This is a genomic window from Paracidovorax avenae ATCC 19860 (assembly GCF_000176855.2).
Lineage (GTDB): Bacteria > Pseudomonadota > Gammaproteobacteria > Burkholderiales > Burkholderiaceae_C > Paracidovorax > Paracidovorax avenae.
This window is the reverse complement of the sequence record NC_015138.1, coordinates 3633298-3649240: the sequence shown is the minus strand read 5'-3', so window position 1 is coordinate 3649240 and position 15943 is coordinate 3633298. Positions and strand designations below refer to the sequence as shown.

Genomic DNA, 15943 nt, shown 5'->3' with positions numbered 1-15943 from the left:
CTCCCGCGGCGGTCCGCCGCTGCGCCAGAATCGGGGCCTTCCAGCCCTTGCACCGCCGCGGCAGCCCCCGCGGCGGCTTTTCCATGCCTGCCTTCGCTTCCCTGCGCCACTGGGCGCGCCGCCTGAAGACGGAAACACGGACCGTGTATTTCGCCGCGCGCGACTCCCAGGCGCCCTGGTCCGTGTGCCTGCGCAGCGCTGCGCAGGCGGGCGCCGCCGTCCCGCTGTGCCTCGCGCTCTGGGCGCCGCTCTCCGCAAGCGCGCTGCCGGCCTACGCCGAGGTGCGTGCGGACTACCGCTCGTCCGAAACCCTGGTGCTCTCGCGCGAAGGCGAGGTGGTGCAGCGGCTGCGCACCGATGCCACCGTGCGGCGTGGGCAATGGACGGGGCTGGACGACATATCGCCCGCGCTGCGGGAGGCGCTGGTGCTCAGCGAGGACCGGCGTTTCTACGAACACAGCGGCGTGGACTGGCGTGCCGTGTCTGCCGCCGCCTGGGGCAATCTGTGGAACCAGCGCACGCGCGGCGCGTCCACCCTGACCATGCAACTCGCCGGCCTGCTGGACGGCGACTGGCGGCAGGGGCCCGGCGGCCGGTCGGTGGCCCAGAAGCTCGGTCAGACCGTGGCCGCGCAGGTGCTGGAACGGCGCTGGCGCAAGGACCAGATACTGGAGGCCTACCTGAACCTCGTGCCGTTCCGCGGCGAACTGGTGGGCATCGATGCACTGTCCCGCACCCTGTTCGGCAAGGCGCCGCACGGGCTGGACGACCGCGAAGCGGCGGTCGCCGCGGCGCTGGTGCGGGCCCCGAACGCCCGGCCCGCCCTCGTTGCGCAGCGTGCCTGCGGCGTGCTGCGCGCCATGGCCGGTCCGCGCGCGGACGGTGCCGGCCCGGGAGCCGATTGCGATGCGCTCGACCTGTTCACCACGGCCGCGCTGCAGCGCCGGGATTACGCGGCCAGCGAAGGCCTGGCGCCGCATTTCGCGCGCCAGCTGCTCGCCCGCATGCCGGGGCCGGCTCCGGCGTCCGTGGTGTCCAGCCTCAGCGCGCCGCTGCAGCGCGTGGCCGTGCAGTCGCTGCACCAGCACCTGCGCGAACTGCACGGCCGCAACGTGGAAGACGGCGCCGTGGTCGTGCTCGACAACGCCACCGGCGAAGTGCTGGCGTGGGTGGGTTCATCCGGCCTGCTGAGCCATGCGGGCGAAGTGGACGGGGTGCTGGCCGCGCGCCAGCCGGGCTCCACGCTCAAGCCCTTCCTCTACGCCCAGGCGATCGCGCAGCGCCGCATCACCGCCGCATCGCTGATCGAGGATTCTCCCGCCTACATCCCCACCGCCTCGGGGCTCTACATCCCGCAGAACTACGACCGGCAGTTCAAGGGCTGGGTGTCCGTGCGCACCGCGCTGGCCGCCTCGCTCAACGTGCCGGCGGTGCGGACCATCGCCATGGTCAACCCGGATGCGTTCTTCCGGCAGTTGCTGGCGCTGGGCCTGCCGCTGCGGGAAACGGGCGACTACTATGGCTACAGCCTCGCGCTGGGCAGCGCCGAGATGCCGCTGCTCCACCTGGCCAATGCCTACCGCGCGCTTGCCAATGGCGGGCGGACCGGTCCCGTCGTGTTCCGTCCTGCGCCTGCAGCCGCCAGGCGCATGGGCTCCCAACCGGCCCCGGCCGCTGCGGCGCTGGCACCGCCCGCGGTCGATCCGCGCGCGGCCTTCATCGTGGGCGACATCCTCTCGGACGGCAATGCGCGCGCGCGCACTTTCGGCACCGACAGTGTGCTGGCCACGCGGTTCTGGAGCGCGGTGAAGACCGGCACCAGCAAGGACATGCGCGACAACTGGGCGCTGGGCTGGTCGCAGCGCTACACGGTGGGTGTCTGGGTGGGCAATGCCGGCGGCGCGCCCATGCACGACGTGAGCGGCACCAGCGGCGCGGCGCCCGTGTGGGCCGAGATCATGGGCTGGCTGCACGGGCGGGGCGTGCGCAGCCGTGCGCCCGAGCCACCGCCCGGGCTGGTCCGCGCCGCCGTGCGCTTCGGCCCCGAGCCGGGCGGCACGCGCCTGCTGGAAAGCGCGCGCCAGGAATGGTTCCTTGCCGGCACGCAGCAATCGCTCTTCGCCGTGGATGCAGGCCCCGGCACCATCCGGCGGGGCCGCGGGGCGCCGGATGTGGCGGCCGGCGAGGGCGGTGCACAGGACGGCCTGCAGGCCCCGCAGCCGCGCATCGTGTCGCCCGCCCCGGGCACGATCGTGGCGCTGGACCCCGACATCCCGCCCGCCCATCAGCGCCTGCAGTTCGCGGCGGCGGGCAGTGGCGTGCCGGGCAATCTGCGCTGGCGCATAGACGGCCAGGTGCAGGGCCGGGGTGCGGAATGGGCCTGGCTGCCCTGGCCCGGACGCCACCGGGTGGAACTGGTGGATGCGGCAGGCCAGGTGGTGGACGAGATCCGCATCGAGGTGCGGGGGGCGGGCGTGGTGAAAGGGCCCCGCCCCTGAAGTGACTCTTGCGGTGGTGGCCTGCGCGCGGCGAGTGGCCGCGCCCGCCCGGCCCCGGTTCCAGGGATACTGCTTGCCCTTGAGGAAGGAACCGGCATGCATGCCATCGCTCCGCTGATTTTCGTCGTGATCTGGTCCACGGGCTTCCTGGTGGGGCGGGGCGTGTCTGCGCATGCCGATCCGTTCTGGTTCCTGGCCGCGCGGTTCGTGGGCGTGGCCGTGCTGTTCGGTGCCGCAGCCTGGTGGGCGCGCGTCGAATGGCCGCGCGGGCCGCGCCGCATCGCCCTGCATCTCGCCGCGGGGGCGCTCATGAACGGTCTGTATGTGGGGCCCAGTTGGTGGGCCATGTCGCGCGGTCTGCCGGCCGGGGTGATGGCCCTGATCGGGGCGCTGCAGCCACTGTTCACGGCCCTCATCGCGGTGGCCGTGCTGCATCGCCGGCTGGGGCCGTCCACCTGGGCGGGACTGGCGCTGGGTTTCGGAGGGGTGGCCATGGTGCTGTGGCCGCGGCTGTCGGCCAGCGCCGGGGTGGCGGCGCTCCCGCCGACTGTGCTGCTGGCCGCGGCGGGCAGCATCCTCGCGCTCACCGTGGGATCCATGGTGCAGAAGTCGCCCCTGGCCGCCGGCGACCTGCGCAGTGCCAGCGCGGTGCAGAACCTGGGTTCCATCGTGGTGCTGGTATTGATGGCACTCTGCCTGGGCGAGGCTCGCTGGGATGGCTCGCCGCTGCTCTGGGGCTATCTCGCCTATTCCGTGCTGGTGTTGTCGATCGGCGGGGCCACGCTGCTGATCTGGCTGATGCGCCACGGCGAGGCCACGCGCACGGCGGCGCTGGTCCTCGCGGTGCCGCCGCTATCCGCCCTGCAGGCGTGGGCCATCTTCGGCGAGACGCTCACGGTCCTGCAGGTGGTGGGGTTCGCCGTGGCCATCGCGGGTGTGGCGCTGGCGCGGCGCTAGGCGCTACCCGGGTGTCAGGGGTTGTCGTGGCAGTTCCAGACGACTTGCGTCGTGAGTCCCTGTTTGTTCGCCAGCCAGGCTCCCGGGGTGCCGACCAAGCTAAGGGACCGGGTGCGGGAGGACTGCTGGCGGCAAGCCGCCCAGGCAGTGTTCCAGGTGGCATTGAACACTTCCTGGTCGGACGGCTGGTGGTTGGTGCGGAACGTGAACATGAAGCTGACCTGGCCCAGCACGCCGGCCTGGGCCTGGGATGCCGGCGCGACCGCGAAGACCGCCAGCGCGGCCAGGGTGATGGAGAGCAGCTTTTTCGGAAGACGGGTGGTTTGCATTTTCGTTATGACCTCGAGTGAATGGATGAAGGCGCGCAAAAAGCCCGGCGGAATCGCGCCTTGCTTCTCACGGCGTTGAATCTATGGATGGGCAGCGCTGGAGCCCTGCCGCCATGCGAAGCGCCTGCGATGGCCGCGAAGCGCCGGTGCTGCGGCGCGATGGCCACGATGGCCGGAAAAATGCTCCATTCCGTGCACAGAATTTCAACGCCGCTCCGCACGGAGCGCCGGTACGATGCTCCCTGCATCCGCATTCCGGTGGCCGGAGGCCGCCATGCGGCAGAACGACAACGACCAGGAGCATCCACCGTGTCCCCACTGTCCCGCATCACCTGCATCGAAGACCTGCGCACCGTCGCCCGCCGGCGCGTACCGCGCATGTTCTACGACTACGCCGATTCCGGCTCCTATACGGAAAGCACCTACCGCGCCAATTCCGAGGACTTCCAGAAGATCAGGCTGCGCCAGCGCGTGGCCGTGAACATGGAGAACCGCACCACCCGCACGACGATGGTGGGCCAGGAAGTGGCCATGCCGGTGGCGATCGCGCCCACGGGGCTGACCGGCATGCAGCATGCGGACGGTGAAATCCTCGGCGCACGCGCGGCGCGGGCCTTCGGCGTGCCGTTCACGCTGTCCACGATGAGCATCTGCTCCATCGAGGATGTGGCCGAACACGCCGGGCCGGGCTTCTGGTTCCAGGTCTATGTGATGCGCGACCGTGATTTCGTCGAACGCCTCATCGACCGCGCCAAGGCAGCCGGCGTGTCGGCGCTGCAGGTCACGCTGGACCTGCAGATCCTCGGACAACGCCACAAGGACATCAAGAACGGGCTGTCCACGCCGCCGCGGCCCACGCTGGCCAACCTGCTCGACCTGGCGACCAAGCCGCGCTGGTGCGCCGGCATGCTGGGTACGAAGCGGCGCAGCTTCGGCAACATCGTGGGCCACGCCAAGGGGGTGGGCGATCTTTCGTCGCTGTCGTCGTGGACGGCCGAGCAGTTCGATCCCCGGCTCAACTGGCGCGACATCGAGTGGATCAAGAAACGCTGGGGCGGCAAGCTCATCCTCAAGGGCATCATGGATGCGGACGACGCGCGGCTCGCGGTGGAGACGGGCGCGGACGCCATCGTGGTGAGCAACCATGGCGGACGGCAGCTCGACGGTGCGCCATCGTCCATCCATGCGCTGCCACCCATCGTCGATGCGGTGGGCCGTGACATAGAGGTATGGATGGACGGCGGCGTCCGCGGCGGCCAGGACGTGCTCAAGGCCTGGGCACTCGGAGCCCGGGGCACGCTCATCGGGCGCAGCTTCCTGTACGGTCTTGGTGCCTTCGGGGAGGCTGGCGTCACCCGGGCCCTGCAGATCATCCAGAAAGAGCTGGACATCACGATGGCCTTCTGCGGCCATACCGACATCCACCAAGTGGATCGCTCCATCCTGCTGCCGGGCACGCTGCCCGGCTGAGGCGACCTGATCGGTATCTCCAACTGGAATCCATTAGCCAAAAAACAATCTATAAGAAACAAAATGTATCTTTATTGACCCTTCGTGTTTCCGGTCGCGTTGTTGACCTACAGCATGTTTTTGCAGGAAAGGCCTAAAATCGGTGCAAACGCGCCCCTTATCGGGGCGTTATTCACTTTTTTGGGGAAATGATTTTTTGTTTTCCCATATTTGCCGGCTATGGCAGATGTGCATTCGATTACTAAAAGTTTCAAAAACATGACCCACTGGATCGGCAACCTGAAGTTCTCACGCAAGTTCGTCCTGATCGGCTGCATCGCCTTCGCGATGTTCCTGCTGCCCACCGTTTTGCTGATGCGCACCACCCTGGCCGATGTCCAGACAGCGCTGCAGGAGCGCAGGGGCCTCGCCCCGGCGCGCGAACTCCTCAAGCTGCTGCAGCTGGCGCAGCAGCACCGCGGGCTGTCCGCCTCCATGCTCGGGGGAACGGAATCGGCCGCTGCGCCGCGGCAGGCCAAGCAGGCCGAGGTGGAGGCCTCCCTGGGCCGCGCGAAGCAGGCGCTCACGGGTCTGGGCGACAACACCCTGGGCCAGCGGCTCGACAGCATCCAGGGCGACTGGAACACGCTGGCTTCCGGCGTGGCGGGCAAGACCTTGCGTGGCGCGGACAGCAACCGGCTGCACGTGGCGCTCATCGAGCGGATGCTCGGCCTCATCGACGACGTGGCCAACAGCTCCGGACTCGCCCGCGACACCGACATCCGCACCCACTACCTGCAGAAGGCCGTACTCGGGCAGTTGCCGCAGCTGACGGAGTCGCTCGGCCAGATGCGGGCGCGCGGCGCGCTGGTGCTGGCGCGCGGCGAAGTGGCCCCGGAAGAGCGGGCACGGATCGAGGCCCTGTCCGACCGCGTGCGCAAGTACTACGGCGATGCACGCAAGGCGCTCGAACTGGCGGCCGGCGGCAGCCTGCCCCCCGCCGTGGAAAAGGCCCGGGACGCTGCGCTGGCCGCGGCCCAGGAAGGGTTCAAGCTGGCCGACGACAACATCGTGAAGGCCGACGTGCTGAGCATGCCGTCCACCGACTGGGTCGCGCGCATGACCCGCATCATCGACACCCAGTTCGAGCTGGTGGCCGCGTCGTTCGACGTGCTGGAACAATCGCTGGACGACCAGATCGCGCAGATGCGCCAAGGCATGCTGGTGCTGGGGCTCGTGCTGGCGGCGCTGGCAGCAGCGGCCCTCTGGATCATGGCCATGGTCACCCGCGCCACCACGCGTTCCATCGGCGAGGCCGTGCGGATCGCCGAGGCCGTGGCGGACGGCGACCTGACCGCGCAGGTCGAGCCCCAGGGCCGCGACGAGGTGGCCCGGCTGCTGCACGCACTGGCCGCCATGACCCGCAAGCTCGGCACGGTGGTGGGTACGGTGCGGCTCAATGCCGAAAACGTCGCCAGCGCCAGCGTGCAGATCGCGCAGGGCAACACCGACCTGAGCCAGCGCACCGAAAGCCAGGCCAGCTCCCTGGAGGAGACGGCCGCGTCCATGGAAGAGCTGGGCTCCACCGTCCGGCAGAACGCGGACAACGCGCGGCAGGCGGACCAGCTCGCGCGCAGCGCGGCCGGCGTGGCCGCGCAGGGTGGTACCGTGGTGCAGCAGGTGGTGGAGACGATGCGCGGCATCCACACGAGCTCGGCGCGCATCGGCGACATCATCGGCGTGATCGACGGCATCGCGTTCCAGACCAACATCCTGGCGCTGAACGCGGCCGTGGAGGCGGCGCGTGCGGGTGAGCAGGGCCGGGGCTTCGCGGTGGTCGCGGGCGAGGTGCGCAGCCTCGCGCAGCGCAGCGCCAGCGCCGCCAAGGAGATCAAGGAGCTGATCACGGCCAGCGTCGCCCAGGTACAGAGCGGCACCGCGCTGGTGGATCAGGCCGGCACCACCATGACCGAGATCGTGGATTCGATCCGCAAGGTGAGCGACATCGTGGGCGAGATCACTTCCGCCACCGTGGAGCAGAGCGAAGGCGTGGCGCAGGTCGGCGAGGCTGTCAGCCAGATGGACAACGCCACCCAGCAGAACGCGGCGCTGGTGGAGGAAAGTGCCGCGGCCGCCAGCAGCCTCAAGTCGCAGGCCCAGCAACTGGTCGATACCGTGGCCATGTTCCGGCTGAACGCCGGCGCCTGATGTTCCGGACGGCAAAAGGCCCCGGCGCCGCGAGGCCCGGGGCCTTTTCTCATCCGGACCGGTCGGTGCGCTTCAGGCGGCGCGCCAGAAGATGTAGTCGGCCTGGTACTTCACGATCTGCTTCTGCCCGGCATTGCCCGCCGCGCAGGGCATGGCCGGCGCTACGCCGCCCTGCGTCGCCACGCGCTGGATGTAGGCCACGCCCTGCATCGCCCCCATCCCCGTGGCAGGATTCGCCTTGACCAGTTGCAGCGGGATGTTGCCCGTGCCGGCGGGCGCCACGGCCACCTGCGTGGCGGTTACCTTGGAGCCGTCATTGCTTTCCCAGGTGGCGGGCGGGCCCCAGTAGCGGCCCACCATGGCGCCCTTGCGGTCCTGGAGCTTGGCGTCCGGGCCGACGAACACCCATTCGAAGTCGCCCGGCATGTCTTTCTTGGCGCGGCATTCGTACGTGATTTCTCCCTTGCCCACGGTTTCCAGGGCCACCTTGTGGCCGGCGGGCACCTGCACCGCCGCGGGCAGGGAGGCCTGGGAGAACGCTGCCATGGGGCTGCTGCCCATGTGGCTGCAGGCCGCCAGGCCCAGGGTGGCGACGATCGCGAGGGGAAGATGGATTCGCATGGGAACACTCCTTGGTGATGAAGGAAAAGGGCAGGGGCGCTGCAAAGGTGTGCGCACTGGAAGGGCCTGCGTGCCGGACGGCTTTCCCGGGCTGGAGTTCTGGTTTTTGGAAAGCTGCCTTCTTTACGTCCGGCCCGCGCGGATGGATTCGCTACTTCGGGATTCCCCGTAGTGCGCAGTGATGCGGGCGAGAGCATCCGGGGTACCGCGCCAGCGGGGGCGCTGGCATACTGCGGCTCCAGGAGGTGGGTCCCATGAGGTTTCGTCGCAGGCTTGCGATGCGGACATTCCGCGCGCCCGTGCTGGCCATGCTCGGCATGGCACTGTCCGCCCCCGGCGGTGCGGACACAGGCAAGCTGCCTCTCACCGGCGGCGTGAGTTCCATCTCCGGGGCCGCAGGCGGCGGGCTCACGCCCTGGGCCGTGATCGGCACCAACGCGGCGGAAGGCGAGATCGGCGTGAGCGCCTTCGCCACGCGGCTGCGTACGCGGGACTACGGCCTGACCAGCTCGGGGCTCGCGCTCGGCCTGTACGACCGGGTGGAGTTGTCCGTGGCGCGCCAGGATTTCGGCGCGGCGCCCGCCTCCGCACTCAATGCGGTGGCGCCGTTCGGCGTGGAGCCCGACCTGCACCTCAAGATGGACATCATCGGTGCCAAGGTGCGGCTGGCTGGCGACGCCATCCTCGACACCGATTCGCCCATGCCGCAGATTTCCGTGGGGGTGGAGCACAAGCGGCTGCACCCGGCATCGGCCGGCGGCGTGATCCAGTTCCTGGGTGCGGACACCGAGGGCACGGATGTCTATGTGAGCGCCACCAAGCTGCTGCTCGACCGCAACCTGCTGGTGCACGCCACGCTGCGCTCCACCAACGCCAACCAGAACGGCCTGCTGGGCTTCGGTGGCCGCGGACCGGCCAGGTCGGGGCGCTCGCTGCAGCCGGAGTTCTCCGTGGCGTACCTGCTGCGCCGCGACCTGGCGGTGGGCGCGGAATGGCGCTTCAAGCCCGACAACCTGCGGGCGCTGGGCCGCGCCGCCGGGCTGGGCGACGCGCTGCGCGAGGACGACTGGCGCGACATCTTCGTGGTCTGGGCGCCCAGCAAGCATCTCTCCATCACGCTGGCCTATGTCGATCTGGGCCGCGTCGTGCCCGGCGTGACCGCCTACCGGCGCCAGCGCGGCGCCTACCTGTCGCTGCAGGCGGCCTACTGAGATGCGCGGCAGGAGCCACCCCATGACCCTTCTCCGGTACGCCCTGGCCGCCGGCGCGGCCTTCCTCGCTTGCAGCCTGCCGGGCACGATGGCTCCGGCCCATGCGCAGGATATGCCGCCCACCCAGGCCCCCCTGATTCCGCCGCCGGTCCCGCGCCAGCCGGTCGATACCTCGGTGCTGCCGGCGCCCCCCGGCCTATACGAAGCGCTGGGCGGGCGCGAGCGCATCGCCCGCGTGGTGGACCGGCTCATCGATGCCGCCATCGTGCATCCGCAGATCGGCCCGATCTTCAAGGGGGTTCGCCCGCGCGCGCTCAAGGACAGCATCGCCGCACAGTTGTGCGTGGTGACCGGCGGCCCCTGCGAATACGAAGGCGTCAGCATGAAGGACGCCCATGCCGACCTGCGCATCCGCCGGAGCGATTTCAACGTGCTGGTGGAACTGCTGCAGGACGCCATGGATGCCGAGGGCATTCCCTTCGCGCAGCAGAGCCGTCTGCTGGCGCTGCTGGCGCCCATGCACCGCGACATCATCACCGTCCGCTGAACGGATGCCCGGACCGCGGCCGGGTACCCCGCCGTGCACAGCAGGCACCGGGCAGGCGCGGCACAATGCGTTCCGTGAGCGCCTCCCCTGACACGTCCGCGCAGCCGCAGGCCGCGGCCCCTTCCGCCGGCGCGGCGGCAGCGCCCCTGCCGCGCCGCATCGCGCACCTGGACATGGATGCCTTCTACGCCTCGGTCGAATTGCTGCGCTATCCGCAGCTCAAGGGCCTGCCGGCCGTCATCGGCGGCGGCCGCCGCAACGAAGACGAGGCACTCGCCCGGGCCTATGCAGGCCGCGAATCCGAAATCCCCGTGGAGGCCTTCCCGCTGCTGCGCGACTACGTGGGCCGGGGCGTGATCACCACCGCCACCTACCCGGCCCGGCAGTTCGGCGTGGGCTCGGCCATGGGCCTGATGAAGGCGGCGCGGCTGTGCCCGCAGGCCATCCTGCTGCCGGTGGATTTCGCGTCCTACCGGCGCTTCTCGCGGATGTTCAAGGACGTGATCCTCTCCATCGCCCCCGTCATGGAAGACCGCGGGGTGGACGAGGTGTACATCGACTTCACCGCGGTCCCCGGCGGCCAGCGCGAGGGCGGGCGGGTTCTCGCGCGGCTCATCCAGAAGAGCATCTTCGACGCCACGGGCCTGACCTGCTCGATCGGCGTCGCGCCCAACAAGCTCATCGCCAAGATGGCGAGCGAATTCAACAAACCCAACGGCATCTCGATCGTGCACGAGGGCGACCTGCAGGAGGCCATCTGGCCGCTGGCCTGCCGCAAGATCAACGGCATCGGGCCGAAGGCGGACGCGAAGCTGCAGTCGTACGGCATCCACACCATCGGCGACCTCGCGGCGCGTCCGCGCGACTGGCTGGTGCGCACTTTCGGCAAGGCGTACGGCGCCTGGCTGCACGAGGCCGCCTGGGGCCGCGACGACCGGGCCGTCGTGACCGAAAGCGAGCCTGTCTCCATGAGCCGGGAGACCACGTTCGACCGCGACCTGCACGCCGTGCGCGACCGCGCGGAACTCGGCCGCATCTTCACCGACCTGTGCGAGCGCGTGGCCGAAGACCTGCGCCGCAAGGGCTACGTGGGAAAGACCATCGGCATCAAGCTGCGCTACGACGATTTCAAGATCGCCACGCGCGACCAGACCATCGCCGCCCATACGCGGGACCCCGCCGCCATCCGGCGCGCGGCGGGCGAATGTCTCAAGCGCGTGCCGCTGGACAGGCGCCTGCGGCTGCTGGGGGTGCGCGTGGGCAATCTGCTGACGGAAGATGAGGCGCGCGAGGCGGAGGCCGCGACCCGCGTGCCCGAGACGCGGCGCCTGTTCGACGACTGACGGCGGCGCCGCGATACCTGCGCGTCAGGCGCGCGCCGCCCCGGACGGCGTGCCGCCGCGCCCGAACCGGTGCCATGCCCGGCGCAGCTGGGTGTCGGAGCTGAAGCCCGCCATGGCCGCCGCCTGCGTGACCGTATGGCCCGTGTTGAGCGCCGCCTCGGCCGTGGCGAGCCGGATGGTGCGCAGCCAGGCCAGCGGGGCGATGCCCGCATGGTCGATGAACAGGCGGGTGAGATGTCGGGGCGAGGCATGCGCGACCTCGGCCATCGCAGGAACGCTCCAGTCGCCCGCCGGGTGCTGCGACACCGCGTCCTGCACGCGGTGGAGCGCCGGGTGCAGGTGGTCGCGGTGCGCGAGGAACGGCGAGAACTCCGGATCGTGGGGACCGCGCCGCAGCGCCACCACCATGGTCTGCGCCACCTGCGCGGCAATGGCCGGGCCGCATTCGTCCGCGATGCGGTGCAGCACGAGATCGATGCCGGTGGTGACCCCTGCGCTGCTGTAGAGCGGGGCATCTGGCACGAAGACCCGGTTGGCCACGACGTCGCAGTGCGGCTCCACCTGCTGCAGTTCCGCGAGGTGCTGGTGGTGCGTGGTGGCGCGCCGGCCCGCGAGCAGCCCGGCATGGGCCGCGAGCACCGAGCCCGCGCAGATGGTCAGCAGCTCGAGCCGTCTGCGTTCCGGCCGCAGGCCGCGCAGCCAGTGCAGCAGCGCGCGGGCCTCTTCGGTCGCCACGTCGATCGCCGCACCCGGCAGGCCGATCAGCACCACCCAGGCGGCGGCAGGCCATGCCGTGGGCAGGGGCTCCAGCCCGCTGAGCACGGCGCCGACCGAAGTCACCGATTGCGGCGTGGGGCTCGCGAAGTGCAGCACGAAGCGCTCGGGCAAGCCCTGCGCGCGCAGGCACTGGTTGGTGATGCGCAGCGCTTCTGCCGGGCCGGCCCAGTCCAGCACCAGGCTGTGGGGCAGCAGGGCGAAGACGACGTGGATCGGGTCGGGCCTGTCACTGTTCATGTGTTTGGTCTCTCCTGCGGTTCGGGATGCCAGGGCGTGTCCATCTGGCGGGCCGTGCGTTCAGCCAGCGCGCGCCCGGCAAGGCGTTCCACGAGGTGCAGCGATAGGTCGATGCCGGCGCTGATGCCCGCCGAGGTGAAAAGCCGGCCGGCGCCGCCATGCTGAACCCAGCGCACGTCCGTGCGCACGTCGAGCTGCGGGAACTGCGTGCGCAGGTCGTCCACATCCTCCCAGTGCGTGGTGACCGCGCCGTCGCGCACCACGCCCGAGGCCGCGAGCAGGAAGGCACCGGTGCAGACCGAGGCCGTCACCCGGGCGGCCGAGGCGGCGCGCGCGATCCAGGCGAGGGTGTCGGGGCAGCGCATCGCGCCGTCCACGACGCCGCCCGGCACGATCAGCACATCGGCCGGCGCGGTGTCGTTGAAATCGCCGTCCGGCACGATGCGCAGCCCTGCGCGCGCCCGCACCACGGCCTCGCCTGTGGCCGGCCGGGCCACGCAGCGCACGTCGAACAGCGGCGGCGTGCCGGGCTGCTGGCGCGCATGCATGCGTGCGGCGGTGGTGAAGACTTCGTAAGGGCCGGCCAGGTCCAGCGCCTCCACGTCGTCGAACGCCAGGATGGCCACGCGGAAGGCTGCGGTGCTCATGCGGCCTCCAGGGCGTGCGCCGTTGCAGTTGCCGCGGCAGCGGTGGCGCGGGACAGCGCCTCGGCGGCCGTGCACAGGGTGGCGAAGCGGCCTGCAAGCACCGTCTCCGTGCGGGCCAGGATGTCCGCTGCCGCCAGCATCCGGCCGTCGGGATGGCGCATGTCCCAGGTCAGCGTGGCCTCGCCCACATAGTCCACTTCCCAGCCCAGGTCGCTGGCGTGGCGCGCGGTGGTCTCGCAGCACTGCTCGGTGCGGATGCCGCTCACGATCAGCCGGCCGATGCCCTGGCGCGTGAGCCAGACATCCAGGCCGGTGCCCACCAGCGCGCTGTGGCGGTGCTTGGTGAACTCCGCCGCGGGCGTGAATGCGGCCAGCCCGGCCAGGGGGCGCACATGCCCGGATGCGAGCGCGAAGGGGTTCGATGCCTCTTCGGGGCCGTCGCTGTGCAGTATGCGCACGATGGGAATGCCGCGCGCTTCGCAACCCTCGATGAGCGCGTTCTGTGCCGCCAGGTAGGCGTGCAGGCCTGCTTCCGAGAAAAAAGGGCGGTGGCGGAACGACTCCTGCACGTCGATCACTAACAGACAGGTTTTCATGGCAATCTCCCGTAGGCGGGTGGTGGTTGGATTGCCTTGATGGTGCCGTGAGCGTACGGAAAAGTCCGGCCGAGCGCGGACCTGCATCGATCAATTCCGGACAAGCGCCGTGGATGCGGACGTCACACCAGCCGCACGGCTTCCAGCTCTTTCTTGAGGTAGGCGTAGAAGAGCGGGGCCGCCACCAGGCCCGCGGGGCCGAACACCGCCTCGGCCACGAACATCACCGACAGCAGCTCCCAGACGCCCATGTGCGTGCGCTGGCCCACCACCTTGGCATTGATGACGTATTCGGCCTTGTGGATCAGCACCAGGAAGGCCAGGCAGGCGATGGCCGCGGTCGGCGAAACCGACAGGCCCACGATGGTGATGACCGCGTTGCACAGCAGGTTGCCCACGATGGGCACGAGGCCCGCGAGGAAGGTCAGCGTGATGAGGGCGGGGGTGTAGGGCAGGCGCAGGCCCCACAGCGGCAGGATGGCCAGCAGGAACAGCGCGGTGAGCAGGGTGTTGAACGTGGCGATCCAGAACTGCGCCGCCACGATCTGGCGGAACGCCTCGCCCAGGTAGGTGATGCGGTCGGCCAGCGCCACGGCCAGCGGCCCGCGCTGCCCGCCGGTCGCCCGCACTGCGGCCAGCGTGCCGATGAGCAGGCCCACATAGGCGTGCAGCAGCCCGCCGAGCCATGCACGGCCGGCCATCGCCAGCGCTCCGGCCTTGGCGCCCAGGTAGCCGGCGATGGTGCGCTGGATCTCCGCCGCGCCCTCGGGCAGGTGTGCGCCGATGTCCGGCGGCAGCTTGAGCCGCAGCTCCAGCACCGTCCGGGCCAGGAAGTCGAGCAGTTCGCGGTACTGTTGCGGTGCTTCCACCACGTAGGTGCGCGAATGCGTGGCCGCCAGCGCCAGCAGCACCAGCGGCGCGATGCCGACCAGCGTGGCAGCCACCACCTGGCCTGTGTGCATGGCACGGCCACCGGCCTGCCAGCCGCGCGGCAGCGTGCCGGCCAGCCGCGGCGCGAGCCAGCGGGTGAGCAGGAAGCCGAGGCAGGCGCAGATCAGGCCGGGCAGCAGGCCCTGCCACATCACGAGCAGCAGGGCGCCGCCCATCAGCAGGTAGCTGGCCGTGCGCACGCCGCGCGTCGGCGCAGCGGGAGGCAGTTCGGCCGTCGGAAGCGGCTCCATGGGTGGCGCGGGAGCGTGGTGGAACGTGCTGGCCGATCAGGCCACCACGACCGGGGCGCCCGTGCCGCGTTCGGCGATCACGCCGATGGTGTGCACGGATTCGCCCTGCGCGCGCAGCGTGGCGGCGACCGCCTCGGCCTGCGCGGCGGACACCACCACCACCATGCCGATGCCGTTGTTGAAGGTGCGGTTCATCTCGATGTCGTCGATGCCGGCCGTCTTCTGCAGCCAGGCGAAGAGTTCGGTCTGCGGCCAGCTGCCGGCCTGGAGGTGGGCGGCCAGGCCCTCGGGCAGCACGCGCGGGATGTTCTCCAGCAGGCCGCCGCCCGTGATGTGGGCCAGGGCCTTGATGCCGCCCGCGTCGGCGGGATGCTGTGCCAGAGCGGCCAGCACGTTCTTCACGTACAGGCGCGTGGGTTCCATAATGGCTTGCCTGAAGGGCTTTCCGTCCAGCGTGGCGGGGGCGGAATCGCCTGCGCGCTCGATGCACTTGCGCACCAGGCTGAAGCCGTTGGAGTGCACGCCGGCAGAGGCCAGGCCCAGCACCACGTCGCCGGCGGCCACTTCGCGTCCGGTGAGGATCTTCGACTTCTCGACCGCGCCCACCGCGAAGCCCGCGAGGTCGTATTCGCCGTCCGGGTACATGCCGGGCATCTCGGCGGTCTCGCCGCCGATCAGCGCGCAGCCCGACAGCTCGCAGCCGCGGGCGATGCCGCCCACCACCGCGGCGGCGGTATCGACATGGAGCTTGCCGCAGGCGAAGTAATCCAGGAAAAAGAGCGGCTCGGCGCCCTGCACCAGCACGTCGTTCACGCTCATGGCCACGAGGTCGATGCCGACCGTGTCGTGCATGTTCCACTCGAACGCCAGCTTGAGCTTGGTGCCCACGCCGTCGGTGCCGGACACCAGCACCGGCTCCTTGTAGCGCTTGGGCACCTCGAACAGGGCGCCGAAGCCGCCGATCCCGGCCAGCACGCCTTCGCGCATCGTCTTCTTCGCCAGCGGCTTGATGCGCTCGACCAGCGCGTCGCCCGCGTCGATGTCGACGCCGGCGTCTTTGTACGAAATGGGGGTGGAGGAAGCGGAGGAACTCATGGGCTCGATGGTGTGGTGCGGGGGCCGCGGGGCGGGCCGGATCGCGCGGATTCTAAGGCCGCGCCGGCATCGCGGCCCAATGCCCCCTCGGCCGTGCACGCCGCGGATGGGCGGCGCGTGGCGGCGCCGGCCTCTGCGGCAGACTAAAATCGCGGGTTGCCTGGGCTTGCCCGGGCCTCGCCGCTTCCCCGGTGCGCGTCGCCGGGACGGCCTGCGGCGTGCGCACGGCCGGTGGCCATGCACCCTG

At 70.4% G+C, this 15943-nt stretch carries 14 protein-coding genes; 7 read left to right on the top strand and 7 right to left on the bottom strand.

From position 1 onward, the window contains the following. The first annotated feature begins 83 nt into the window (after positions 1–83). Together pbpC and ACAV_RS15880 are read left to right on the top strand one after the other, a co-directional pair. Positions 84–2498 carry a penicillin-binding protein 1C gene (gene pbpC / locus ACAV_RS15885; protein ID WP_013595596.1) on the top strand — a complete coding sequence of 805 codons (2415 nt, stop codon included), beginning with the start codon at positions 84–86 and terminating at the stop codon, positions 2496–2498. Between the two features lie 96 nt (positions 2499–2594). Continuing rightward, entirely contained in the window at positions 2595–3455 is an 861-nt protein-coding gene (locus ACAV_RS15880) for a DMT family transporter (RefSeq protein WP_013595595.1), read from the top strand. Between the two features lie 14 nt (positions 3456–3469). Here the strand turns inward: ACAV_RS15880 and ACAV_RS15875 are convergent, their stop codons facing one another. Next, complete coding sequence (locus ACAV_RS15875; protein ID WP_013595594.1) at positions 3470–3784, bottom strand: hypothetical protein; 315 nt, start codon at positions 3782–3784, stop codon at positions 3470–3472. 309 nt (positions 3785–4093) lie between these two features. On the opposite strand from ACAV_RS15875, the gene ACAV_RS15870 reads away from it, so the two are divergent. Further along, positions 4094–5254 carry an alpha-hydroxy acid oxidase gene (locus tag ACAV_RS15870; protein ID WP_013595593.1) on the top strand — a complete coding sequence of 387 codons (1161 nt, stop codon included), beginning with the start codon at positions 4094–4096 and terminating at the stop codon, positions 5252–5254. Positions 5255–5512: 258 nt separating this feature from the next. After that, the gene (locus ACAV_RS15865) at positions 5513–7441 is read left to right on the top strand and encodes a methyl-accepting chemotaxis protein (protein ID WP_041828797.1); all 1929 of its coding nucleotides are present in this window, start codon (positions 5513–5515) and stop codon (positions 7439–7441) included. Between the two features lie 72 nt (positions 7442–7513). On the opposite strand, the gene ACAV_RS15860 is transcribed toward ACAV_RS15865, so the two are convergent. Then, entirely contained in the window at positions 7514–8062 is a 549-nt protein-coding gene (locus ACAV_RS15860; protein ID WP_013595591.1) for a DUF3455 domain-containing protein, read from the bottom strand. Positions 8063–8316: 254 nt separating this feature from the next. On the opposite strand from ACAV_RS15860, the gene ACAV_RS15855 reads away from it, so the two are divergent. The 3 genes from ACAV_RS15855 (at position 8317) to ACAV_RS15845 (ending at position 11163) form a co-directional block, all read left to right on the top strand. Continuing rightward, positions 8317–9273 (top strand): DUF3034 family protein, encoded by a 957-nt coding sequence (locus ACAV_RS15855; RefSeq protein ID WP_013595590.1) that lies wholly within the window; start codon positions 8317–8319, stop codon positions 9271–9273. 22 nt (positions 9274–9295) lie between these two features. Next, complete coding sequence (locus tag ACAV_RS15850; protein ID WP_013595589.1) at positions 9296–9820, top strand: group I truncated hemoglobin; 525 nt, start codon at positions 9296–9298, stop codon at positions 9818–9820. A gap of 65 nt (positions 9821–9885) precedes the next feature. Further along, complete coding sequence (locus ACAV_RS15845; RefSeq protein ID WP_013595588.1) at positions 9886–11163, top strand: DNA polymerase Y family protein; 1278 nt, start codon at positions 9886–9888, stop codon at positions 11161–11163. Positions 11164–11187: 24 nt separating this feature from the next. Here the strand turns inward: ACAV_RS15845 and ACAV_RS15840 are convergent, their stop codons facing one another. The 5 genes from ACAV_RS15840 to purM all read right to left on the bottom strand — a co-directional run bounded on the left by ACAV_RS15840 (position 11188) and on the right by purM (position 15696). Continuing rightward, positions 11188–12177: a GlxA family transcriptional regulator gene (locus tag ACAV_RS15840; RefSeq protein ID WP_013595587.1), complete on the bottom strand. Its 990-nt coding sequence runs from the start codon at positions 12175–12177 to the stop codon at positions 11188–11190. Beyond that, positions 12174–12824: a DJ-1/PfpI family protein gene (locus ACAV_RS15835; RefSeq protein WP_013595586.1), complete on the bottom strand. Its 651-nt coding sequence runs from the start codon at positions 12822–12824 to the stop codon at positions 12174–12176. The genes ACAV_RS15840 and ACAV_RS15835 overlap by 4 nt, the downstream gene beginning before the upstream one ends. Next, entirely contained in the window at positions 12821–13420 is a 600-nt protein-coding gene (locus ACAV_RS15830; RefSeq protein WP_013595585.1) for a cysteine hydrolase family protein, read from the bottom strand. Before ACAV_RS15830 ends, ACAV_RS15835 begins: the two co-directional genes overlap by 4 nt. A 122-nt stretch (positions 13421–13542) precedes the next feature. Further along, on the bottom strand, positions 13543–14601 hold the full coding sequence (locus tag ACAV_RS15825) for an AI-2E family transporter (RefSeq protein ID WP_013595584.1): 1059 nt from the start codon (positions 14599–14601) through the stop codon (positions 13543–13545). 36 nt (positions 14602–14637) lie between these two features. Beyond that, the gene (gene purM, locus ACAV_RS15820) at positions 14638–15696 is read right to left on the bottom strand and encodes a phosphoribosylformylglycinamidine cyclo-ligase (RefSeq protein ID WP_013595583.1); all 1059 of its coding nucleotides are present in this window, start codon (positions 15694–15696) and stop codon (positions 14638–14640) included. Between the last annotated feature and the right edge of the window lie 247 nt (positions 15697–15943).